General features: G+C 72.4%; 16 protein-coding genes. 5 read left to right on the forward strand and 11 right to left on the reverse strand.

Annotated elements, in window-relative coordinates:
- Positions 1-86: 86 nt before the first annotated feature.
- The 4 genes from H4W80_RS28390 to H4W80_RS28405 are packed head-to-tail and all read left to right on the forward strand — an operon-like array spanning position 87 to position 5307.
- Positions 87-1226, forward strand: coding sequence for an ATP-grasp domain-containing protein (locus H4W80_RS28390; protein ID WP_192787874.1), 1140 nt, complete (start codon positions 87-89; stop codon positions 1224-1226).
- On the forward strand, positions 1223-2683 hold the full coding sequence (locus H4W80_RS28395; protein ID WP_318787095.1) for an IucA/IucC family protein: 1461 nt from the start codon (positions 1223-1225) through the stop codon (positions 2681-2683). Before H4W80_RS28390 ends, H4W80_RS28395 begins: the two co-directional genes overlap by 4 nt.
- Complete coding sequence (locus H4W80_RS28400; RefSeq protein WP_192787876.1) at positions 2684-4240, forward strand: IucA/IucC family protein; 1557 nt, start codon at positions 2684-2686, stop codon at positions 4238-4240. It begins immediately after the preceding gene.
- On the forward strand, positions 4237-5307 hold the full coding sequence (locus H4W80_RS28405; protein ID WP_192787877.1) for a type III PLP-dependent enzyme domain-containing protein: 1071 nt from the start codon (positions 4237-4239) through the stop codon (positions 5305-5307). Before H4W80_RS28400 ends, H4W80_RS28405 begins: the two co-directional genes overlap by 4 nt.
- On the opposite strand, the gene H4W80_RS28410 is transcribed toward H4W80_RS28405, so the two are convergent.
- Both H4W80_RS28410 and H4W80_RS28415 read right to left on the reverse strand, forming a co-directional pair.
- On the reverse strand, positions 5267-8554 hold the full coding sequence (locus H4W80_RS28410) for a UvrD-helicase domain-containing protein (RefSeq protein WP_192787878.1): 3288 nt from the start codon (positions 8552-8554) through the stop codon (positions 5267-5269). The two genes, H4W80_RS28405 and H4W80_RS28410, sit on opposite strands and share 41 nt — an antisense overlap.
- Positions 8548-11655 carry an ATP-dependent helicase gene (locus tag H4W80_RS28415; RefSeq protein ID WP_318787096.1) on the reverse strand — a complete coding sequence of 1036 codons (3108 nt, stop codon included), beginning with the start codon at positions 11653-11655 and terminating at the stop codon, positions 8548-8550. Before H4W80_RS28415 ends, H4W80_RS28410 begins: the two co-directional genes overlap by 7 nt.
- Positions 11656-11905: 250 nt before the next feature.
- Here H4W80_RS28415 and H4W80_RS28420 point away from each other — a divergent pair, with 250 nt between their 5' ends.
- On the forward strand, positions 11906-12523 hold the full coding sequence (locus H4W80_RS28420) for an NUDIX hydrolase (protein ID WP_192787880.1): 618 nt from the start codon (positions 11906-11908) through the stop codon (positions 12521-12523).
- 191 nt (positions 12524-12714) lie between these two features.
- Here the strand turns inward: H4W80_RS28420 and H4W80_RS28425 are convergent, their stop codons facing one another.
- The 9 genes from H4W80_RS28425 to H4W80_RS28465 form a co-directional block, all read right to left on the reverse strand.
- A complete protein-coding gene (locus H4W80_RS28425) occupies positions 12715-15462 on the reverse strand; it encodes a CDP-glycerol glycerophosphotransferase family protein (protein ID WP_192787881.1) in 2748 nt (915 codons plus the stop codon).
- A gap of 209 nt (positions 15463-15671) precedes the next feature.
- Complete coding sequence (locus H4W80_RS28430) at positions 15672-15986, reverse strand: MGMT family protein (protein ID WP_192787882.1); 315 nt, start codon at positions 15984-15986, stop codon at positions 15672-15674.
- Positions 15974-16333, reverse strand: coding sequence for a hypothetical protein (locus H4W80_RS28435; protein WP_192787883.1), 360 nt, complete (start codon positions 16331-16333; stop codon positions 15974-15976). The genes H4W80_RS28430 and H4W80_RS28435 overlap by 13 nt, the downstream gene beginning before the upstream one ends.
- Before the next feature lie 22 nt (positions 16334-16355).
- Positions 16356-17510, reverse strand: a complete 1155-nt coding sequence (locus H4W80_RS28440) for a S8 family serine peptidase (protein ID WP_192787884.1) — start codon at positions 17508-17510, stop codon at positions 16356-16358.
- The gene (locus H4W80_RS28445) at positions 17504-18304 is read right to left on the reverse strand and encodes a hypothetical protein (protein WP_192787885.1); all 801 of its coding nucleotides are present in this window, start codon (positions 18302-18304) and stop codon (positions 17504-17506) included. The genes H4W80_RS28440 and H4W80_RS28445 overlap by 7 nt, the downstream gene beginning before the upstream one ends.
- Positions 18305-18511: 207 nt before the next feature.
- A complete protein-coding gene (locus H4W80_RS28450) occupies positions 18512-19720 on the reverse strand; it encodes a S8 family serine peptidase (protein WP_192787886.1) in 1209 nt (402 codons plus the stop codon).
- A gap of 20 nt (positions 19721-19740) precedes the next feature.
- Positions 19741-20457, reverse strand: coding sequence for a hypothetical protein (locus H4W80_RS28455; protein ID WP_318787097.1), 717 nt, complete (start codon positions 20455-20457; stop codon positions 19741-19743).
- A gap of 46 nt (positions 20458-20503) precedes the next feature.
- Positions 20504-21685 (reverse strand): adenylyltransferase/sulfurtransferase MoeZ, encoded by a 1182-nt coding sequence (gene moeZ, locus H4W80_RS28460; RefSeq protein WP_192787887.1) that lies wholly within the window; start codon positions 21683-21685, stop codon positions 20504-20506.
- 43 nt (positions 21686-21728) lie between these two features.
- Complete coding sequence (locus H4W80_RS28465; protein WP_192787888.1) at positions 21729-22634, reverse strand: alpha/beta fold hydrolase; 906 nt, start codon at positions 22632-22634, stop codon at positions 21729-21731.
- Positions 22635-22741: the final 107 nt, after the last annotated feature.

Genomic DNA, 22741 nt, shown 5'->3' on the forward strand with positions numbered 1-22741 from the left:
GGTATCCGGGCACCGGAGTGATCTCTCTCGGGCTAAGATCGACGAGTTAGGTTAGCCTTACCTGATCCTTCGGGGGTGCCTTCGCGTTGCGGCTCTACCTGACCGCGCTCAAAACAACCGATTCCGTGACGGACGGCTTCCTGCCCGCGGCCGAGGCGCTGGGGCTGGAGGTCACGGTCCTGACGGATCGGCCGGAGCGGCATCCGTACGCGGTGGCGTGCGACGTACGCGACCCACGGGCCCTCATCGACGCCGTCGAGAGCCTCGGCAGGCCGGACGCGATCTTCACCAACTCGGACCACCTCCAGGCGGAGACGGCGCTCGCGGCGGCCTACTTCGGGCTGCCCGGCAAGGACTGGCGGGCCTGCGTGGCCGCCAAGAACAAGTTCCTGACACGTCGCAGGCTCCTCGAGGCCGGGGTCGAGCAGGTGTGGTCGATCCGGCTCGCCCCCGGCGATCCGGTGCCCGAGCGCCTGCCCTACCCCGTCGTGCTGAAGCCGCGCGAGGGCGTGGCCAGCGAGGACGTCATGCTCGTCGAACGCGACCTGGCCGCCGCCGTGGCCCTGGTCAGGAAGCGGCGGCCGGGCGAGACGCTGGTCGTCGAGGAGTTCCTGGAAGGGCCGCTGCGGACGCTCGAGACGCTGGGGGACGCGTCCGGGACGCGGGTGCTCGGCGGGTTCGAGACGACGCTGGGGGCGCTGCCGTACTTCGTCGAGGAACGGCTCGACTGGGCTCCGCGGGACGGGGCGCACGAGCACGTGCTGGCGGCGCTGGGAGCGCTGGGGGTCGGGTTCGGGGCCTGCCACACCGAGTACGTGCTCACCCCGCGAGGGCCCCGGATCGTCGAGGTGAACTACCGGGTGATCGGCGACAACTGCGACTTCCTGCTCGGTGATGTTCTCGGGGTGCCGCTGTTCGAGTGGATCCTGCGGGTGCACCTCGGGGAGGCCGTGCCCGACATTCCGGAAATTTCGTCGTACGGGAGTGCGGTCAGCCTCGTCGCCGACCGGGCCGGGACCGTCAAGGACGCCCCCGGGGCCGAGACCCTCGTCGAAGGAGATGTCCGGCTGTGGCACCGGCCGCTGCGGGCCGTCGGGGACGTCATCTCGCTCACGCACACGAACCGGGACTACCTGGGCGTCCTACGTGCCGTCGGGCCCTCCCGGGACGCCGTGGACGCGGCCGTCGCGTCCTACCGGGCCGCGCGGCCGTGGGTGGTCGAGTGAGCGGTCGGGAGGCCTATCTGGCCGCCCGGGTCCTGAACGCGCTGCTGCGCGAGGACTACGGCGGGCTGTCCTCCCGGATCAGCCGGACCAAGGACGGCGCGGGGCTGCTTCTGGCGGACGGCCGGTGGGTGCGCCTGGAGCCCGGCGCGCTGTTCCAGGACTTCGTGGTCGCGTCGGAGGAGCGGCTCGGGCTGGAGCAGGTGCTGGAGACACTGGTGGAGGTCGCGGACCCGGCGGACTCGGAGGGGGTCGCGGCCTTCTTCGAGGAGTGCCTGGCGGCGCTGACCGCTCTGGAGCTGCACGATTCGCATGCCGGGGAGGTGCTCGCGCGGGGGCCGTCCTATGAGGCGCTGGCCGCCTTCGTGGACCATCCCGTCTATCCGACGTCGCGGGCGCGGGTGGGGCTGTCGGAGCGGGAGCTGCTGGCCTACGCGCCGGAGTTCGCGCCCTCGTTCGAGCTGCGGTGGGCGGTGGTGCCCGGCTCCACCGAGCGCCTGCCCGCCGACGTGGCGCCCTGGGAGAGCGACGAGGCGCTGTTCCCCGTGCATCCGCTCGCCGTCGGCGAGGTGCGGAAGATCGACGGGGTACGGGTCCTCGACGAGGCCCGGGTGACCGTGCGGCCCACCCTGTCGATGCGGACCGTCGAGCTCGATCCCCGAACCCACCTCAAGCTGCCCCTCCCCATCAGCACCCTGGGCGCCAGGAACAGACGGTCGATCAAGCCGGGCACGCTCGGCGACGGCGCGAAGGCCGAACTGCTGCTGCGGGAGCTGGCCGATCCGGACGTCCTGCTGGCCGACGAGCAGACCTACGGGCACGCCGGGCACGAATACCTGGCCTGGATGGTCAGGCGGCTGCCCGAGGGGAAGATCGTGCCGGTGGCCGCGCTGGGCGCGCCCGGGGTGCTCGACGAGCTGGGCGACGTCGTCCCCGCCTACCTGCGGCTGCTGCTGCGCTGGAACGTACGGCTCTTCGTGCGCTACGGCGTCGCCCTCGAAGCCCATCAGCAGAACCTCGCCCTGGTCTTCCACGGCGACCGGATGCGGCTGCTCGTCAAGGACAACGACGGGCTGCTGGCCTCACCCGCGAGGCTGCGGGCGGCCGGGATCGAGGTGCCCGGGTTCGCCGACGAGCGGATGCTGAACGACGATCCGCACGCGCTGGCCGACGTGTTCGTGACCATCACGCTGCATCTGGCCGCCGCCGCCGTGGCGTTCGGGGCGATGCCGCACGCCGAGGCCGCGGCACTGCTGCGCGGCACGCTGGCCGAGGCCCTCGACGCGTACGGAGACGACCCCATGGCCAGGATCCTGCGCGCCAGGACCCTGGACGCGGCCAGGCTCACCGGCAAGTCCATGATCACCGCTGGGACGCTCGTCGCGAAGGAACGCTCCGGCGCCCGCGACGTCAACAAGTTCTACGGCACCAGCGGGCCCAACTACCTGAGGAGAGCTTGAATGCACGCTCCGGCCCTCGACGCGGCCTCCGCCCCAGCTGACGAAACAGCTGAGGAAACCGCCGAGGAGGCGACGCTGGCGGCCCTGCTGCGCTGCTGCGTGCGGGAGGTGGCCGGGCCGCGCGGCCTGGTCTGGCCCGCGCCGCCGTACCTGCTGCTGCGGGTGGCGGGCACGCTGCTGCGGGTCCGCACCCACGGCGGCGCCGCGCTGCGCTTCGACGGCCGGCCCGAGCGCTTGGAGGAGGGCGCCTGGCAGCCGCTGACGACCGGCGAGCTGGTACGGCTGGTCGAGTCCGACCTTCACGGAGCCAACGGCGAGTTCGCCGAGCAGGTGGCGGCCAGCCGCGAGGCGGTGGCCATGATCCTGCGCGCGAGGCAGGACGCCGCCCCGCCCGCCGATCCGTGGCTGGCCTCGGAGCAGGCGCTGGTGTACGGCCATCCCTTCCACCCCAGCCCCAAGGCGCGCGGCGGGGACGGCTGGCTCCGCTACGCGCCCGAGGCGCACGCCGAGTTCCCCGTCCGGCTGCTCGGCGTGCGCGAGGACGTGCTGGCCGAGGGCGGCGACGCGTCGGTGCTCGACACGATGGGCGCGGCGCCGCGCGGCTACCGGCTGCTCCCGGCGCACCCGTGGCAACTGGAGCTGCTGGCGCCCGCGTTCGGGGCCGAGCTGATCGACCTGGGGCCGGGGCCGGTGGTGCTGCCGACCTCGTCCGTGCGGACCGTGTACGCGCCCGGGGCGGAGGCGTGCCTGAAGTTCTCCCTGGACGTGCGGATCACGAACTGCGTGCGCAAGAACGCCTGGTACGAGCTGGCCGGCGCCGTGGAACTCACCTCCCGCCTGGGCCCGATCCTCAAGGAGGTCGCCAACAGGCATCCCGCCACCCGCTGGCTCCCCGAGCCCGGCTACCGCTCCGCGGCCCTCGGCACCCGGCTCCACGAGGGCCTGGGCGTGATCGTCCGGCAGAGCCCCTGGACCGCCTGCTCCCCCGGCGTGACCCCGGTGCTGGCCGCCGCGCTCGCCCTCGACGCGCCGGTCAGGGACCCGCTCGCCTGGTGGCGGGCGTACGTGGCGGCGGTCGCGCTGCCCGTCCTGGAGCTGTATTTCGCGTACGGCGTCGTTTTGGAGCCCCACCTGCAGAACGTCCTGGTCGGCCTGGACGCCGACGGGCTCCCCGCGGAGGCCGTCTTCCGTGACCTGGAGGGCACCAAGCTCGTCGCCGGCCGCCACGACCTCGGCGGCCTGCACCCCGAGGTGGCCGCGGCCCTCACCTACGACGCCGAGCGCGGCTGGGCCCGCGTGGTGTACTGCCTGCTCGTCAACCACCTCACCGAGATCGCCGCCACGGTCGCGGGAGCCGACGACGGGCTGCTGCGCGAGCTGTGGCGGATCGCCCGCGACCTGCTCGCCGGCCAGGCGGACGAGCTCGGCCGGCCGCTGCCCCTGTCGGACCTGCTGGCCGGCGCGCCCCTGCCCGCCAAGGCGAACCTGGGCGTCCGCTGGGCGCGGGCCGCCGACCGCACCGCCGGTTACGTCCCGATCGCGAACCCGCTCGCATGATCACCGACCGCGTCCAGGACGCCGCGCCACGCCTCGGTGAGGTCCCCGCCTACCTGTACGACCTGCCCGCGCTGGACGAGCACGCCGCCGCCGTACGGCGGGAGCTCGGCGGGGTCGAGCTCTACTACGCCGTCAAGGCCAACCCGGACGCCGAGCTGCTGCGCGTGCTGGCCGGGCACGTGGACGGGTTCGAGGCGTCGTCGGCGGGCGAGCACGCCCACGTCACGACGTTGTTCCCGGGCAAGCCGGTCGCGCTCGGCGGCCCCGGCAAGACCGACGCCGAGCTTCGCCTGCCGCACCACCGCATCCACGTCGAGTCCCCGAACGAGCTGCGCCGCCTCCTCGCGACCGGTCTGGAGGCCGACGTGCTGCTCAGGCTCAACCCCGACCTGCCGGTGGAGGGGGCCGCGCTCACGATGAGCGGGCCGTTCGGCATGGACGAGCAGGGCGTGGCGGAGTGCCTGCCGCTGTTCACCGAGCGGGTACGCCTGCGCGGCCTGCACACCCACCTGGCCAGCGGCCTGGACGCCCCCCAGCTCCTGACCCTCGCCAAGGCCCTGCTGGACAACGGGCACGACGAGGTCAACCTGGGCGGCGGCATGGCGGTGTCCTACGCGGCGCCGGAGTCGAGGTTCGACTGGGCGGCGTACGGGGCGGGCCTCGCGGCCCTCCGGGGCGGGAAACGCCTGCGGATCGAGCCCGGCCGGGCGCTGACCGCGTACTGCGGCTACTACGTGACCAGGGTCGTGGACGTGAAGCGGGTGCGCGGCGAGGCGTACGCGATCCTGCTGGGCGGCACCCACCACCTGCGGACGCCGGCGACCAAGGGCCACGACCAGCCGTTCACGATCCTGCCTACGGGCGCGGGGCCGGGCCTGGCGGACGAGCCGATCACGTTCGTCGGCCAGCTATGCACCCCAAAAGACGTTTTTTCCCGAAAAATCGTGACCTCGGCCCGCGTCGGGGACACCGTGGTCTTCGAGATGGCCGGCGCCTACGCCTGGAACATCTCCCACCACGACTTCCTCATGCATCCGAAGCCGGCCTTTCACCATCTACGAGCTTGACCCCCTCGATGAGCGCCACCAGGCCGTCGGCGTCGAGCAGGTCGACCGGGCGTACGGTGCGGTTGGCGCGTACGTAGTGGAAGGCTGCCCGCACCTTCTCCAGCGGCACCCCCGCCAGGTGCGACCAGGCCAGCCGATAGGCGGCGAGCTGCACCGACGCCACCCTGGTGGCCTTCTTCCCCCGGGGCGGCTCGCCGGTCTTCCAGTCGACGACCTCGTAGCCGCCATCGGGCAGCTCGAAGACCGCGTCCATCCGCCCCCGGACGAGCCGGTCGGCGATCATGGTCTCGAACGGCACCTCCAGGTCGACCGGCCGCCGATCGGCCCACTCGCTGGCCTCGAACCGCTCCTGCAGCTCGGCTAGGCGCACATCCGCCTCTTCGAGCTCCTCGTCGTACAGCTCCAGGTCGTCGATCAGCCGCTGCTGGTCCCACCGCGTCTCCAGCCACTTGTGGAACGACGTGCCCCGCCGCGCCAGCGGCGCGGGCCTGACCGGGACGGGCCGGCGGATCCTGCGGGCCAGCTCGCGCGGGTCGCCGGCCAGCGTGACCAGCGACGACACGGTCAGCTTGGCCGGCAGCTCGACGATCGTGGCGGGCCTGCGCCGGTGCAGCTCCCGCTCGCGCAGCAGCAGGTCGGTGTCGCGTTCCCAGGCCCGCAGCCGCTCCTCCTCGAACGCCCGCAGCGGCTCGTCCTCCTCCTCGTCGTCGGCGAGCGCCCCGGCCAGGGCGTCCTCGACCAGGCGGGCGCCGTCGAGCACGGACTCGTAGCGCAGGCCCTCGGGCGTGACCGGCCAGATGGCCTCGGCGGGCTCGGCGAGCAGCGGGTTGGTGGCGCCGTCGGCCAGGTCGCCGGCCCAGACCGAGACGCGGTCGGCGGTGTCGCGGATCTCCAGCAGGAAGTCGGACGGCTCCAGCGGCTTGGTGGCGCTGCCCCACCGGTAGCCGGAGGCGATCAGGTGGTAGTGGGCGCGGGTCACCGCCACGTACGCGAGCCTGCGCTCCTCCATCAGGTCACGCTCGCGGCAGTGCTCGTCGAACGCGCCCAGCTCCTCCTTGCTCAGCCCGCTCAGCCTCGGCAGGTCGGCGGCGTCGCCGCGCAGCGGGTAGGGGAGCTTGCGCGGGTTTTCGGTCCAGCGGCTGTTCATGACCGGCGTGGCGGGGAAGATGCTGCCCGTCGCGATCGTCCCCTTGGAGCTGACGAGCTGCGACAGGCCCGGCACGACCACGATCGGCCACTCCAGCCCCTTGGAGGCGTGCACGGTCATGAGCTTGACGCTGTTGCTGTCGCCGACCCGGCCCGCCTCCAGCCCGAACTCCTCGCTCTCCGCCGCCTGCAGGTAGGCCAGGAACGCGCCCAGCGTCGGGTCTTCCGCGTCGCCCGCGAACCTGGACGCGGCGTCGAGGAACGCGTCGAGATCGGCCCGCGCCGCGAACGTGCTCGTCGTGCCGCTGCGCGCGGCCACCTCGACGTCGAGGCCGAGCGTGCGCTCGACCTCGCTGATCAGGTCGGGGAGCGGCTGCGCGGTGTGGGCCCTGAGCCGGCGCAGCTCCTGGGCGAGCGCCACCAGCCTGGTGCGGGCCAGCGGCGAGAACGCCTCCAGCCACTCCTCCCGGTCGGGCAGCTCGTCCAGCGCGTCGACCAGGCTGCCGCGCTCCTCGGCCAGGTCGGCCACCACCTGGTCGAGCGGATCCTCCTCCCGGCCGCTGTCGCTCAGCTCGCGGGCCAGCAGCCTGGCGTGCTCGCCCAGCACCCGCAGGTCGGCGGGCCCGATCCGCCAGCGGGGCCCGGCCAGCAGCCTGGCCAGCGCGTCGCCGGCCGTCGCGTCGTACAGGACGCGCAGGGTGGCCACGATGTCGGTCACCTCGGGCACGGTCAGCAGGCCGCCGAGACCGACCACCTCGACCGGGATGTCGCGCTCCTCCAGCGCCCTGCGCAGCGCGGGGAACTGCGAGCGCTTGCGCGCCAGGATCGCGACGTCCTGGGGCTGCACCGCGAGCGTCTTCTTGCGCTCCTTCTCGCCCCAGGGCAGGCCGTCGGGCGCCGTCTCCGTGCCGAGGATCCTGGCGATGCCGTCGGCGACCCACTTCGCCTCGTCCTCGGCCGTCTCGTGGAAGGCGCAGGTGACCCGGCCGCGGTCGACCCGGTTGGGGCCCGGGACCAGGACCGGCACCTCGCGGGCCTCCATGCGCAGCGGGAGCTGGACCCGGGCGGCGACATCGAGCACCCGGTCGCCGTTGCGGAAGCTGACGCTGAGCTGGCGGACCTCGGCGGCGTCGCCGGAGCTGTTGCGGAAGTCCTGGGGGAAGCGGCGCAGGTTGCCCGCGGAGGCGCCGCGCCAGCCGTAGATGGACTGGCAGGGGTCGCCCACGGCGGTGACGGGGTGGCCGCCGCCGTAGAGGGAGCGCAGCAGGACGAGCTGGGCGTGGCTGGTGTCCTGGTATTCGTCGAGCAGGACCACGGAGTAGCGGGCGCGCTCGATCTCGCCGACCTCCTTGTGGTTGGCGGCGATCCTGGCGGCCAGCGACATCTGGTCGCCGTAGTCGATGACCTCCCGGCCGCGCTTGAGCCGCTCGTACGCCTCCACCATCGGCAGCAGCTGCTCCCTGGCTGCCTGGACGCCGATCGGCTTGCGCTGGGCCACGGTCGTCCTGCCGGGCAGCACGTCGAGCCTGCCCCGCAGCCACTCCCCCACCCGCCGCACGTCGCCGGCCGATCGCAGGTGCTCCGACAGCTCGCCGGCCAGCTCCAGCACGGCGGCGGTGACCGACGGCGGGCCCAGCTCGATCCGGTCCATCGGCCCGTCGTACATCGCCACCACCCGCGAGGCGAGCTGCCACGACACCGCCGGCGTGACCAGGCGCATGGTGGGCTCCAGCCCTTCGCGCAGGGCGTGGTCGGTGACCAGGCGCGCGGCGTAGGCGTGGTAGGTGGACACGGTCGGCTCGTTGTCGAGCGCGCCCGGCTCCACGAGGCCGGCCTCGGCCAGGCCGTTCAGCCGCTCCCTGACCCGGTTGGCCAGCTCGGCGGCGGCCTTGCGGGTGAAGGTCAGGCCCAGCACGTTTTCCGGTTTGACCAGGCCGTTGGCGACCAGCCAGACCACGCGCCCGGCCATGGTCTCGCTCTTGCCCGAGCCGGCGCCGGCCATGACGACCATGGGCTCCAGCGGGGACTCGATGACCGTGGCCTGCTCACGGGTGGGGGGCAGGATGCCGAGCTTGCCGGCGAGTTCGGCGGGGGTCAGCACACCTGGCCCCCGTTGTCGTTGACCGGGCAGCTCGCCCTGGCCGCGCACGTGCGGCAGCCGTCGTTGACCTTGGCCTGGAAGAACGGCCCCGACATGCCGGTCGCCACGGTGTCGACCAGATCCTTGGCCCAGCCCGGGTCCTTGTCGTCGGCCAGCGGGGGCTGCGCCTGCTCCAGCGCGTCGTGCTTGCCCGCCGCTTTGCCGACCTGGACGAGCGCGGCGCCGCCCGGCTCGGTCATGCCGTGGCGCGCGAAGGCCCCGAGCAGCGCGGCGAGCTGGTAGACGCCGAGCTGGGGGTGGCGGTCGAGGTCGCCGGCCTTGGGCTTGGAGCCGCCGGTCTTGAGGTCGATGATCACGGCGCGGTTGTCGGAGTCGCGCTCGACCCGGTCGACGCGGCCCTTGATCTGGACGCCCTCGGTGACCATCGCCGTGAACGCCTCCTCCAGGGCCACCAGCTCGCGCGGATTTTCCTTGTGCCAGCGCAGGAACTTGCCGATCATCTGCTCGGCGACCTGGCGCTGCTTGCGGTTGTACCAGACGCCGCCGAAGTCGAGGTCGCCCCAGACCTGGTTGAGGCGGTCGCCCAGGAGGTCCTCGCTGGGCAGGTCGGTGGCCGCCAGGACGGCCAGGGCGTGGATGATGTTGCCCAGGCCCTGGGCGGTGCTGGTGCCCGCGGCGCCGACGGCCGTCTCCAGCAGCCAGCGCAGGCCGCACTTGGTGAAGCTCTCGACCGCCGAGGGCGAGATGCTCACGACGTCGTCGGGCCAGCTCAGCGGGCGGTCGTCGGAGATGGGTGTGAGGGCGTACCAGTCGTTGGGGTGGGCCCCCTGGACGCCCGCGGCGGCGAGGCGGGCGAGCTGCCTGGCCGCCTTCTGCCGCATCTTCCTGGGCTTGGTCGGGTCGGTCACCGCGCTGCGGAGGTCGGCCACCAGGGCGGACATGTTCAGCCAGCGGGCCCGGTCGTCCACCGTGGCCGACTCCACCGCCCCCGGCATCAGCTCCGACAGGAACCTGGACGGGCGCTCGTCGGTGTCCTCGCCGCCCACCGCGGTCACCACCAGCCTGCGCCTGGCCCTGGTGGCGGCCACGTAGAACAGCCTGCGCTCCTCGGCCAGCAGCTTGGAGGCCAGCGAGGCGGCGTTGGGCTTGGTGCCCTCGACCACCTCGACGAGGTCTTCGACGCCGAGCAGCGACCCGCGCAGCCGCAGGTCCGGCCAGACGCCCTCCTGCACGCCCGCGACGACCACGACGTCCCATTCGAGGCCCTTGGAACGGTGTGCGGTCAGCACGCGCACGGCGTCGCCGTCGGGGGCCCGGTCGGCCAGCGTGTCGCCGGGGATCTCCTGGGCGGCCAGGTCGTCGATGAACACCTCGGGGCCCGCCTTGGGCATCCGGTCCACGAACCGGGCCGCATGGTCGAACAGGGCCACCACGGCGTCGAGGTCGCGGTCGGCCTGCGCGCCCCTGGGGCCGCCCTGCAGGCTCAGGTCGGTCCAGCGCTGGGCCAGGCCGCTGGCGTGCCACACGGCCCACAGGAGGTCTTCGGCCGTCCCCTCCTGCTGCGCGGCCTCGCGGGCGGCGGCCAGGAGCTTGGCCACGCGCTCGGCGGGGACGGCGACGTGGTCTTCGACGCGGATGAGCTCCCTGACGTCCTGCACGGCCGCGACCAGCAGCTCGCCGGACGAGCGCGTGCCCTCCGCCTCGTTCTCGGCGATCTTGAGTGCGCGGCGCAGGCGGCGTACGCCGATCATGTCCGTGCCGCCGAGCGGCCCCGTCAGCAGCTCCTCGGCCACGCCCTCGTCGAGCTGGGCGGGGTCCATGGCCACGCGGAGCATGGTGAGCAGCGGCCGCACGCCGGGCTCCTGCGCGATCGGCACCTCGTCGCCCGCGATCATCGTCGGCACGCCCGCGTTGACCAGCGCCCGGCGCAACAGCGGCACCTGGCGCTTGGCCGAGCGGACCAGCACCGCCATGCGGTGCCACGGCACCCCGTCGATCAGGTGCGCGCGCCGCAGCGTGTCGGCCACGATCGCCGCCTCCTGGCTGGTGCTGTCGGCCAGCAGCACCCGCACGTCGCCGGCGTCCGCGTCGGGCAGCGACGCCAGGTCGCGGTGGTCGTGCTCGTGCCCGTAGGCGTGGTCGGGCATGGGCGCCACCGGCAGCCGGGCGGCCACCCGGCGGGAGGCCTCCAGCAGGTCGGCCCCGCTCCTGCGGCACACCCGCAGCGCCAGCACCGGCGCCTCGCGGCCGTCGAGGGTCTTGAACCGCTCGGGGAACTTCATGATGCCCTGCACGTCGGCGCCCCTGAAGCCGTAGATCGACTGGTCGGGGTCGCCGACGGCGACCAGGTCGGCCCCGTCGCCGGCGAGCTGGGCCAGCAGGAACTCCTGCGCCGGGTCGGTGTCCTGGTATTCGTCCACGAACACCACGTCGTGCGCCGCCCGCTCCCGCTCGCGCACCTCCGGCCGGGCCAGTAACGCGGAGGCGGCCCCGATCAGCTCGGCGTAGTCGTAGGTCTCCTCCGGGTCGAGGTCGAACCTGTCCTGGTAGCGCTCGGCGAACCTGCCCGCCGCCGCCCAGTCGCCCCGGCCGTGCAGCCTGCCGAGGGCGATCAGCCGCTCGGGGTCGAGCCCGCGCTCGTTGGCCCTGGACAGGAAGTCGCGCAGCTCCTCGGCGAAGCCCCGCGTCTTGAGCGGCTCGCGCAGCGACACCGGCCAGTCGAGCCCGCCGCCCTCCAGCTCGCCGTGGAGCAGCCGCCGGATCTCCAGGAGCTGCTCGGGGCCGGTCAGCAGGCGTGGCGGGGCCTTGCCCTCCAGCACGGCCTCGCGGCGCAGGAGCGCGTAGGCGTAGGAGTGGAAGGTGAGGGCCAGCGGGGTGCGGGTGGTGCGGCGCAGGCGGGCGGTGACCCGCTGGCGCAGCTCCTCGGCGGCCTTGCGGCTGAAGGTGAGGATGAGCACGCGCTCGGGATCGACGCCGCGGCGCTCGATCCTGTCGACGACGCTCTCGACTATCGTGGTGGTCTTGCCGGTGCCCGGACCTGCGAGAACGAGCAGCGGGCCGCTCTGGTGGGCGACCACGGCACGCTGGTGCTCGTCGAGCACAGGGGGCACAACAGAGCCAGTGCTGCCGCGCCGCACCAAGCGCCAGGTCTGACCACTCACAACACTAGATTCCACCAGACCACAGGGACAGATCGTGCCGACTTGCCCGGTCTCCCCACGCGATCCGCCTACCGTATCGGGGCGAATCTCCACTTTCTCGCACGACACGCCGCCCTGATGTTCGCCGACGGCGTTGCCGCGATCACCGAATACCCCGCCTACGGAGCGTAGGACCTTGTAACTTAGGGTCATGCGCTGGCAGGTCCACTCCGAGAGATCCCTGTACGCGGACCCGTGGCTGGACATCCGGGTGGCGGATGTGGAGCTGCCCGACGGGCGCCGCCTCGACCACCGGCTCGTACGCATCGCACCCGGTGCGGGGGCGGTCGTCACCGACGGCCAGGACCGGGTGCTGCTGATCTGGCGGCATCGCTTCATCACCGACACGTGGGGCTGGGAGATCCCGCTGGGCCAGGTGGACGAGGGCGAGATGCCTCAGGCGGCGGCCGCGCGCGAGGTCGAGGAGGAGACGGGCTGGCGTCCCGGCCCCCTGCGCCCGCTGCTGTCGATCCAGCCGACCAACGGCTTCACCGACAGCCTGCACCACGTCTACCACGCCGACTCGGCCACCCGCATCGGCCCGCCGTCGGACCCGTGCGAGGCGGAGCGGGTGGAATGGATGCAGGCCTCGCGCATCCGCAAGCTCATCGAGAACGGCGAGATCGTCTGCGGCACCACCATGTCGGCCCTGCTCTACCTCCTGGTGGAGCACCTGCCGACCGTCGGATTCCCCCGCGCCGAAGACCTCACCTCCGACTACGACCCCGACCGCCGCTTCCTCCTGCCCGACCTCCCGGACCTCTTCTGACAGCGCTGAGGGGCGCGCCCTTGACCACGGAGCCGGTCAAGGACGCGCGTCGTCACGGCGAGCAGCCCGTGAGCCTTCACTACCGGCCATGACGGACGGCCACCGACGTCGGCGCGTGCGGCCCACCGTGCGCAGCCGTAAAGGATGAAGGTCTTGATGGGCGGGCCGCTATGAGAAGCGGCCCGCCACGACTACGAGAAGAGATGATCGACGACGCGCGCAGTAGCCTTGCCGTCGTCGCGGGGGGCGAAGGTGGCGCGGAAGGCTTCGTAGCGGTCGGCGTGGGCCGCCGCCACGGAGTCGATGTCGCGCAGGGCCTCGATCACCTCGGCCGACGTCGGCAGCACCGGCCCCGGCGCCTGCTCGGCCAGGTCCAGGTAGAGGCCCCGCTTGGTCGAGTATTTGGGCAGGTCGTAGCCGTAGAACACGATCGGCCGGCCGGTGCACACGAAGTCGAACATGACCGACGAGTAGTCCGTCACCAGCACATCCGTCACCAACAGCAAGTCGGCAATATCGGGATAAGTTGTGACGTCGTGGGCGATGTCCGGGACGGCCGGCACCGCCTGCATCGGATGCGCCCGCACCAGGATCTCGTGGTCGGCCCCGAGGGCCTCGCGCGTCTTGGCGAGGTCGAGCTTGACCATGGCGTTCTTGCGGTCGTAATCCCGCCACGTGGGCGCGTACAGGATCACCCGCTTGCCCTCCACGAGCCCCAGCCGCTCCCGCACCGCGGCGGCCAGCGCCTCGCGGTCGGGTGAGTTGAGGACGTCGTTGCGCGGCAGCCCGCTCTCCAGGATCTCGCCCTTGTAGCCGAACGCCTTGCGCAGCACCGGCGTGGCCCACGGCGACTGCGACAGCAGCAGGTCCCAGCCGCGCACCTCCGCCGCCTGGCGGTGCCAGATCGGCGGCTTCGGGTCGCGGGCCATGTGGGACTGGTCGTTGCCGATGTGCTTGGCCGGGGTGCCGTGCCAGGTCTGCAGCACGACCTGGTCCTCGCGGGCCCTGAACCAGACCGGCAGGAACGAGTTGGTCACGATGTGGCGGGACCTGGCCAGCGCGGCGTGGTGCTCGCGGCTGCCCGCGCGGATGACGGTCGCGCCGCCGGGCGGCACGAAGGCGCCGTCCTTGACCACCCAGATGTGCTCGCGGTCGTCGCCCCGCCGCAGCCGCTCCTCGTAGATGGCGCGGACGCTGTCGGCGTAGAGGCGGCCGTCGTTGACGACGTAGACGGTCGCGTCGTTCAGCGGCTCGGTGCGCTGGGCCGGGTAGAACACGCGGCGCAGCACGTGGGTGCCGGCCACGCCCCGCTCGTCGGCGGGCCGGGCCTCCTCCACCGTCACGACCGGCACGTCGAATCGGGTGGAGATCATCCGGTACGTGTGCCCGCCGAGCGTGCGCGGCTCCTCGTCGAGCCCCGGCAGGGCCGCGTGGTCCATGCGCAACGGCACGATCTCGCCCGACGGGTGGCGGATCGACATGTTCCAGGTGCCGGAGGCGAGCGGCACGGGCTCGCCGAAGCGGTCCATGGCCGAGGGCTCGACGCGTACGGAGAACTCCTCGCCGGAGCGCTCCATGGGAAGCAGATAGGACAGCCCGGAGCGGTGCCGCAGCGTCAGCGTGCGGGAGCCCGGGGCATCGGGATAGTGGCCGCGCAGCAGGAGCGCGGAGCCCTCCCAGACGGCCGAGGTGATCACCGGCCGGATGCGGTGGGCGGAGACGACCACGCGGTCACGGCGGTCGCCGAGCACGGTGATCTCGCGGTCGCCCACCGGCGTGCGCGTCTCCACGAGGTCGGCGAGCATGACGGACGCCGCCGGGTCGCCCTTGGGCTCGACCCAGAGCCGCCGCCCGTCCTTCTCCTGCAGCAGGGTGGGCACGGCCAGCCCCACCGTGACCTCCGTGCCGTCGCCGGCCGGGGTGAAGTCGGCGGCGATGCGGTGACCGCCCAGGCGGGCGTGGCCCTTGGTCACCGTGCGGCCGGGCAGGGAGATCTTCAGCTCCAGGCGCTCGCCCTCGACGGACACGCCCTTCAGCTCGGCCCGGTTGGGCTGGAGCACGACCTGCAGCGCCCGGTCGGACGTCCACACCGGCCGGATCCACAGGCCCGGCTTCAGCTTGAGCCCGGCGGGACGCTCGGGCCGGCCGACCGAGGAGCCGCGCAGCAGGCCCGTGGCCCGCGCGCCCCGGCTCCAGAACACGATCTCGGCCCGCCAGGTGGTCGTGTCGGGCACCGACGGGCGGTGCCGCATCCGCCGCCGCACGGCCGACACCACGTCGCGTACGGCGCCGCGCCAGCGCAGCGGCCACGGGCTCAGCTCGGCGCTGAACCCGGACCAGTCGTAGTTGCAGCCGGGCTCGCGCGCGCCATGGGTGGCCTCGGGCGCGAGCACGCGCCGCGTGCGCATGCGGATGGGCGGCAGCCAGCGCGGCCCGCGCAGCACCACGCTCGCCCAGTTGAACCTGCGGCTGCGGACGGAGAGCCCCGCCAGGTACGCGAACCCGGTGACGCGCAGCTTGCCGTCGACCCAGACGATGTCGTCGATGTGGGTCACCGGCACCATGTCGGCGCGCCGCAGCCGGTAGAGGTCGGGCGAGAGCTCGTCGCGGAAGGGCAGGTCCGCGTACCAGCGCAGGCCCTTGCGGATGCGCTTGGACGGCTCGGCGGCGGCCGTCACGACCTTGGTGAGCGTCTCGCCCTCGACGAGCTCCTCGTCGGGCCGGTGCTCGATCAGGTGACATATGACACGCCGCGCGACCGGCAGATCATGCTTGACGCGCGCGTCGACGGCCGCGAGGTAGGGCCGGACGAGGTCGAGCATCTCGCGCCGCCGTGCCGCGCCGCGCTTGACCGCGAGGTCCATGCGGGACCCGAGTGGGCCGCTCAGCACCTCGGTGTCGTACGCCGCGTCGCGACCGCCGGGGCCGACGGCTCGCATGACCGCTTCGAGGGGCTCTCCACGATCACAAAGATCCTGGACAGCCTTGAGGCGGTCGGCGAGCGAATCGCCGCCCTGGCTCTGGGCTGTGACGCCGGTTGCCATTGGGGTGGCACCGCCTTTCGGGCCGCCATTCAGTGTTCTGCCCATGGTAATGCGAGTCACATGTCACAATTTCGCCGGTTCGGCGAAACGGCAGGTCATGACCCTTACTGAAAATCCGCTGAAGGCCCGTCCCAGCGGGCCTGTCTCATGTCCACCCGTTCGCCCCGCAACGGCGTGCCTTCCTCACGCCAATGGGCCAGGCAGCGTTGCAGGTGGTCAGGGGCCGCGCCGGAGCCGTCGGCGTGGACGACGCGCCACCACGGCACGCCGCCGCCCCACGTCGACATCACCTTGCCGACCTGGCGGGGACCGCCCTCGCCCAGGTATTCGGCGATGTCGCCATAGGCCATGACCTTGCCGGGCGGGATGCGCTCGACGAGGTCGAGCACCCGCTCGGCGAAGGGGTTCAGGGGGTCCATGCCGCCGGGCCCGCTTCGATGATCTCCTCGAACTTGCCGATCTCCATCGCGCTGCCGCCCGTCACGACCTCGATGACGCCGTCGCGCAGCGCGTAGACCTCGCCGTCCTCGCCCACGAGCCGGGCGCCGAGCGCGGCCGAGAGCCGGACGAGTTGCGCGACCTGCCAGTCGGAGCCGGGCTCGCCGACCAGCTGGCCCTGCCAGCGCGCCACCGCGTGCGTGCCGCCCCTGTGCGCGGCCACGATCTCGTCATCTCCGCTCAGCCCGAAACCGGCCGGTGCGATGGCCTTCGCGAGCTCCGCGAAGGCGAGTGGCGACTCGCGCACCACCCGCAGCTCGTATCCCATGACGCGGGACCATAGCGGATCTTTACTGTTCCTTGCGCTGATTGAGCACGATGATCGCGCCGCAGAACATGACCAGCGCGACCAGCACTCCTCCCCCGTACAGCCACAGCCGCAGCGGATCGGGCCCCGGCCGGGTCGGCACGGGTGAGTCCTCGCCCTGCCCGAAGTGGTCCTGACCTGACATGACGCTGCGCTGTTCCCCGGTCAGCCGCTCGGCGGCGTTGAGCGCGGCGGCCGCGTCGACCACCCCGAACCCGGTCTGGTCGTCGTACCCCGGGGCGGGCCGGCCCCGCGCGCTGGAGGCCAGCGCCTGGGCGACCTGCTCGGGCGGCAGGTCCGGATAGCGGGACTTGACGAGCGCGGCCACTCCCGCCACGAGCGCGGCGGCCGAGCTGGTGCCCTCCGACAGCTCGTAGCCGCTCTTGCGCTTGACCACCGGCACGCCCACGCCGGGCGCGGCGACCAGCACGGACAGGTTGTCGCTGCTGAACGTGGCCCGTTTGCCCTGCTTGTCGGTGGCCGCCACGCCGATGACCCCCGGGTAGCCGGCCGGGAAGCTCCAGTAGGAGGTGCCGTTCTCCTTGGCGTAGGCGGTCAGGCCGTCGTTGCCCACGGCGGCGACCAGGACGACGCCCTTGCCGAGCGCGTAGGAGACGGCCTCGCGCTCGGACCTGAGCGGGCCGTAGGAGCCGATGGACATGCTGATGACCTTGGCTCCGTGGTTGGCGGCATACCGCAGGGCTCGCGCGAGGGGGCTCTCCGAGGTCTGCTCCTCGTCCTCCACGGGAGGGACGCCCAGCTCGGGGTTGTCGTCGGTGACCATGGGCAGCGACAGGATGCGGGCCTGCGGGGCGACGCCGATCAGGCCGTCGTCCTCGCCCGATGCCGCGATCAGCCCGGCCATGGCGGTGCCGTGCCTGCCCGGCGCCGTCTCCTTGACGACCGCGCCCGCGGTCATGTCGGGGCCCGCGGTCACCCTGCCCTTCAGCTCCTTGACCTGGTCGTCCACACCGCTGTCCACGACGGCGACGGTGATGCCCTCGCCCTTGGTGACGGTCCAGGCCTGCTCGACGTTGAGGGCGTCGAGCACCCACTGCTGCTGCTCCCGCACGGGGTCGGCGGCGGGTCCCGCCAGTACGAGGAGCGCCGCGGTGAGCGCGCGTACGGTCGCTAGCACACATTCCCCTGGGTGCAGGGCGGGACCTTGGGCGGGTCCGCGAGGAAGTAGGCGATCTGGTTGCCGACGGACTTCGCGGCCGGCCACAGCTCGGAGTGCAGGATCTCCTCCGGCGGGATCGCGGCCCTGGTCCGGCCGTCGGCGTAGCCGGCCGTGGAGAACACGATGTACGGCCCGGCGCCCACCCAGCCGGTGCGCTGGCGCTGGTCGGGGCCGAAGCGTTCGGTCACCGTGCCGGGGAAGGCGACGGGCAGCACGCCCACGCGGTCGTCCTGGGTGAGCTCCTCGCTCGCCGAGACCCTGGACGCCTCGTCCTTCAGCACGGCCACCCCGACCGTGATCACGAACGAGGCGGTCTGGTCGACGTACGTGGCCCGCAGCATCGTGACGCAGCCGTGGTTGTCCAGGATCCCGGCCACGGAGGCGTCCACGCCCTTGCCGCACTCGGTCTCGGGGGCGATGCCGACGCGCCTGGCGTACTGCTGGGCCCGGTCGAGCCCGAGGTACTTCACCTCTTCCGGGAAAACGCCCGTCGCCGGCCACGCCTGCCAGCGCCTGGCGATCTCCTCCTGCTTGTACTGGTTCTGCTCGGCGGGGGTCAGCGGGCGCGCGCGGGTCTCGGCGAACAGGCCGATCGTGCCCAGCAGCACGACCACGGACGACACGACCACGATGACGCTCAGCAGCATCACGAAAATGCGCCGATACCGGACGCCCTGCTGGAGCGCCTCCCTCTCGACGCGGTCCCTGGCGGCCGCACGCGCGCGGGAGCCCGCCGCCGGCCACGTACGCACGCGCGAGCGCCGGCCGGTGGTGGCGCCGAGCGGATTCCTCCGTTCCGGCGTGGTCCCGCCCTCGGCGCGCGGTAGCCCTGAAGTCGACCTACGAGCCCTCACCACCGCCTCATCCTCGCCGTCCTCCCTGCCCGTCGCCGCACTGCGTGAGGCGGGCTGGGGAGCCGTTGGCGTCCCGTGTCTATTTCGTCCCCCTTAGCAGGCGGATCATGCGTCTTGTGAGCCGTACACCCGACGTACGCGTCTGACCAGGATGAATATGACGCCCAAAGAAGCGAACGCGCCGGCGGCCGCCGCGGCGGCGATGGCCGCGTAGACCGTGACGCGCTTGTCGTCCCTGACGATGACCTCGATGGGGGCCGCCCGCCCGCCCGCCAGGGGCTCGGCCGGGTCCTGGGCCTGGTCGCCCGCGGCGGTCTCGGTGTAGCCGGCCAGCTTGCCGGCCTCGGACAGGGCTCTGGCCGCGTTCACGACGCCGAAGCCGGTGCCGGTGTCGTAGCCACCTGGGGGCCTGTCGATGGCGCCGGCCGTCAGGGCGCGAGCCACCAGCGGCGGCGACATGCCCGGATATTTGGCCTTGATGAGGGCGGCTATGCCCGAGACCAGCGCGGTCGCCTGCGAGGTGCCCCTGCCGACCCAGTACTCGCCGCCGGGGCCCGCGCCCATGATGTCCACGCCCGGGGCGGCCACCAGCACGGAGGAGTTCCAGTTGGAGAACGTGGCCCGCCGCAGCCGCCGGTCCGTCGCCCCCACCGAGACCACCCCGGGGAACGCGGCCGGATAGGAGTAGGGGGCGAAGTCGCCGTCGATCTTCCGGTCGCCGTCGTTGCCCGCGGCGGCCACGAGCACGACGCCCTTGGAGATGGCGTAGCGGATGGCCGCCCGCTCCTCCCTGGTCGCCAGCTCCTTGGAGATCGACATGTTGATCACGTCCGCACCCTCGTCCACCGCGTAGCGAATGCCTTGGGCCACCACGTCCTCGAAGCGCTCCGCCGAGTTGAACTCCCGGAAACCCGGCTCCTCGTCCTCAAGGATGACCCTTACTGACAGTACGTCCGCTTCGGGCGCGACGCCGATGATCCCCAGATTTCCCCCATTGCCGTGGCCGTGCCCGGCGATCAGGGAGGCCATGTACGTGCCGTGCAGGCGGCTCGGGGCGACCCCCGGCGGGTTGGCGCCCTCGGTGAAGTCCTTGCCCACCCGCACCGAGCCGACCAGGTCGCGATGGTGCGGATCGACCCCGGAGTCGAGCACCGCCACCGTCACCCCGCCGCCCTTGCTGGTGCGCCACGCCTGGGTCAGCGCCAGCGTCTTGATGACCGGCCGCTGCCCGCCGCGTACGTCGTCGGCCCACGCCGGCGCGGCCGCGTACAGCAGCATCCCGGCCGCCACGGCCGCCGTTCCCCGCCTGAGCATGACCCCCGTACTGCCCCGGCTCAGCACCGCCACTCCTCTGCCGTGCAGTCGGGCATCCGCGGCGTGCTCAGGTCGGTCAGCACCCGCTCGGAGATCTCGGTGGCGAAGGCGAAGATCGAGGGCCGCTGCTCGTCCGCCGCGTCCGCGGGCCGGCCGTCCACCTGGCCCGCCGTGGTCAGCACCAGGTACGGCCCCGCCTGCCGCACCGAGCCGGCCTGGCGCACGTCCGGGGTGAAGCGGTCGGCGACCGTGTCGCGGAAGGCCAGCGGGTGCAGGCCCGGCACGGGTTTGCCGCTGTCGGAGAAGGCGGCCTTCGCGCGTACGGCGTCCGGCTCGTCGCGCAGCGCGACCACGCCGATCGTGACGAGCACGCCGCGCAGCGCGTCGATGTAGGTGGCCCGCAGCAGGCCCTGGCAGCCCGCCTCGCGCAGGGCCTTGATCGCCTTGGGGTCGACCGGGTAGCAGCCGGTCTCGGGCGAGATGCCGATCCGGCTGGCACGTTCCCGGCCGCCCTGCTCGGCGGAGTACGGCAATGTGGCGGGGAAGATACGTCCGCTGGGCCAGGTGCGCCAGCGCTCGGCGACCTCGCGTCTGGCCGCCGCCTGGAGCTCGGCCGCGCTCGGGCCCCGGGTGAGCTCCGTGCCCGCCGCGCTGCCCGACACTCCGGCGGCCACCGCGCAGACCAGGGTCAGCGCGGAGGCCACCACGAGCGTCGGCCACGGACGGGCGGTGTTCACGCCATCGACCTTAACCGGGCCTTACGGGGAACACCCCCAGAAACCATCAGTAGGAGGGCAGGCTCGGGTCGACGGTCTTGACCCAGCTCAGAACGCCGCCACCGACGTGTACGGCGTCGGCGAACCCGGCGTTCTTGACCACGGCCAGCGCCTCGGCCGAGCGCGCGCCCGACTTGCAGTGGAGCACGATGCGCTTGTCCTGCGGCAGCTTCTCCAGGGCCGAGCCGTTGAGGAACTCGCCCTTGGGGATCAGCGTGGCGCCGGGGATCGAGACGATCTCGTACTCGTTGGGCTCGCGGACGTCGACGAGGAAGATGTTCTCGCCGCGGTCCTGCATGCCCTTGAGCTCCATCGCGGTGATCGTGGAACCGCTGGCGGCCTCGGCGGCCTCGTCCGAGATCGCGCCGCAGAAGGCCTCGTAGTCGTCGAGGAGCTGCGTGACCGTCGGGTTCTTGCCGCACAGGACGCACTCGGGATCCTTGCGGACCTTGACGTCGCGGTACTTCATCTCCAGGGCGTCGTAGATCATCAGCCGCCCGACCAGCGGGTCGCCGATGCCCGTCAGCAGCTTGATGGCCTCGTTGACCTGGATGGAGCCGATCGACGCGCACAGCACGCCGAGCACGCCGCCCTCGGCGCACGACGGCACCATGCCGGGAGGCGGGGGCTCCGGGTAGAGGCAGCGGTAGCAGGGCCCGTGCTCGGCCCAGAACACGCTGGCCTGGCCGTCGAACCGGTAGATCGAGCCCCAGACGTACGGCTTGCCGAGCAGCACCGCGGCGTCGTTCACCATGTAGCGGGTGGCGAAGTTGTCGGTGCCGTCGACGATGAGGTCGTAGCCGGAGAAGATCTCCATGACGTTCTCGGTGGTCAGCGCCGTGTTGTGGATGACGACGTCGACCAGGGGGTTGATCTCGCGGACTGACGCCGCGGCGCTCTCGGCCTTCAGCCTGCCCACGTCGGACTGGCCGTGGATGATCTGGCGCTGCAGGTTGGACTCATCGACCACGTCGAAGTCGATGATGCCGAGGGTGCCGACGCCCGCCGCCGCGAGGTACATCAGCGCGGGCGAGCCCAGGCCCCCGGCGCCCACACACAGCACCTTGGCGTTCTTCAGCCGCTTCTGCCCCGCCATGCCCACATCGGGGATGATCAGGTGGCGCGAGTAGCGGCGCACTTCGTCGACGGACAGCTCTGCGGCCGGCTCGACCAGCGGTGGCAACGACACTTTCTACGCTCCCGTTCCAGGGGGTCCTATCTCACCTTGAAACCTAGCTGGCGAGTGGGGCATTCCCCAATCGAGTCTCACGGATCAGACGGCGTGCTTCCGCCGCCACGACCTGCGGCATCTCCATCATCGCCACGTGACCCGCCGTCGGCAGCAAGACAAGCCGGACCTGCGCGAACGTACGGTATGCCTTCGCGGCCATGGCGGGCCGGACCAGCCGGTCGTGCCTGCCGTGCACGATCAGGGTCGAAGCCTTGACCTTGGCCGCCTGGTGCCACAGGTTGTCCTCGCCGCGGCGGAAGTATTCGGCCACGATGCCCCTGGCCGACCTGATCATGGCCTCGCCCGAGTAGGGGAGGTCGTCGCGCCTGCGGAGCTCGTCGATCGCGTCGCGCAGGCGTAGGGGATGGACGCCGTTGGTGTTGGCCCAGACCATGGACACGGAGGCGTTGACGCGGTGCTCGGCGGGCACCAGGCGGAGCCTGCTCGCCACCCATTCGCCCAGTACGGGCACCGCGGCGGCGGCCACCCGGACGGGGCCGTACCTGGGGAGCAGGTCGGGCAGCGCCGGGGAGACGAGGGTGAGCGAGCGGACCAGGTCGGGGCGGGTGGCGGCCACCCGGACGGCGACCGCGCCCCCGAGCGAGTTGCCGAACAGGTGGGCCGGGCCCGTGTGCTCCATCAGCTCGGTCACGGCCCTGGCGTGGCCGGCGACGGTGTAGTCGCCGTCGGCCGGGGCGGGTGAGAAGCCCGCGCCGGGAAGGTCGAGGGCGTGGCCGGTGACCATGTCCTTGAGCTCGTCCATGAGGTCGGTCCAGTTGGTGGCCGACCCGGCCAGGCCGTGTACGAAGACGGCCTGCTCGCGTTGTCCCCGCTGGTCGCTCGTCGATCGGACGTGCACCGAGCCGACCATGCGGCCCGGCCAGTCCGGGACCGGCTCCGCCATCATGCGTCCTCCCTGCCGTTCCTTCGCGTTCCCTCAACGATAACCACAGCGTCTGGGTGGGGTCTGGATTCCGTACAGAAGCCCGCTTATGCCACCTTTTCCGGCATCAG

Source organism: Nonomuraea angiospora, assembly GCF_014873145.1.
GTDB lineage: Bacteria > Actinomycetota > Actinomycetes > Streptosporangiales > Streptosporangiaceae > Nonomuraea > Nonomuraea angiospora.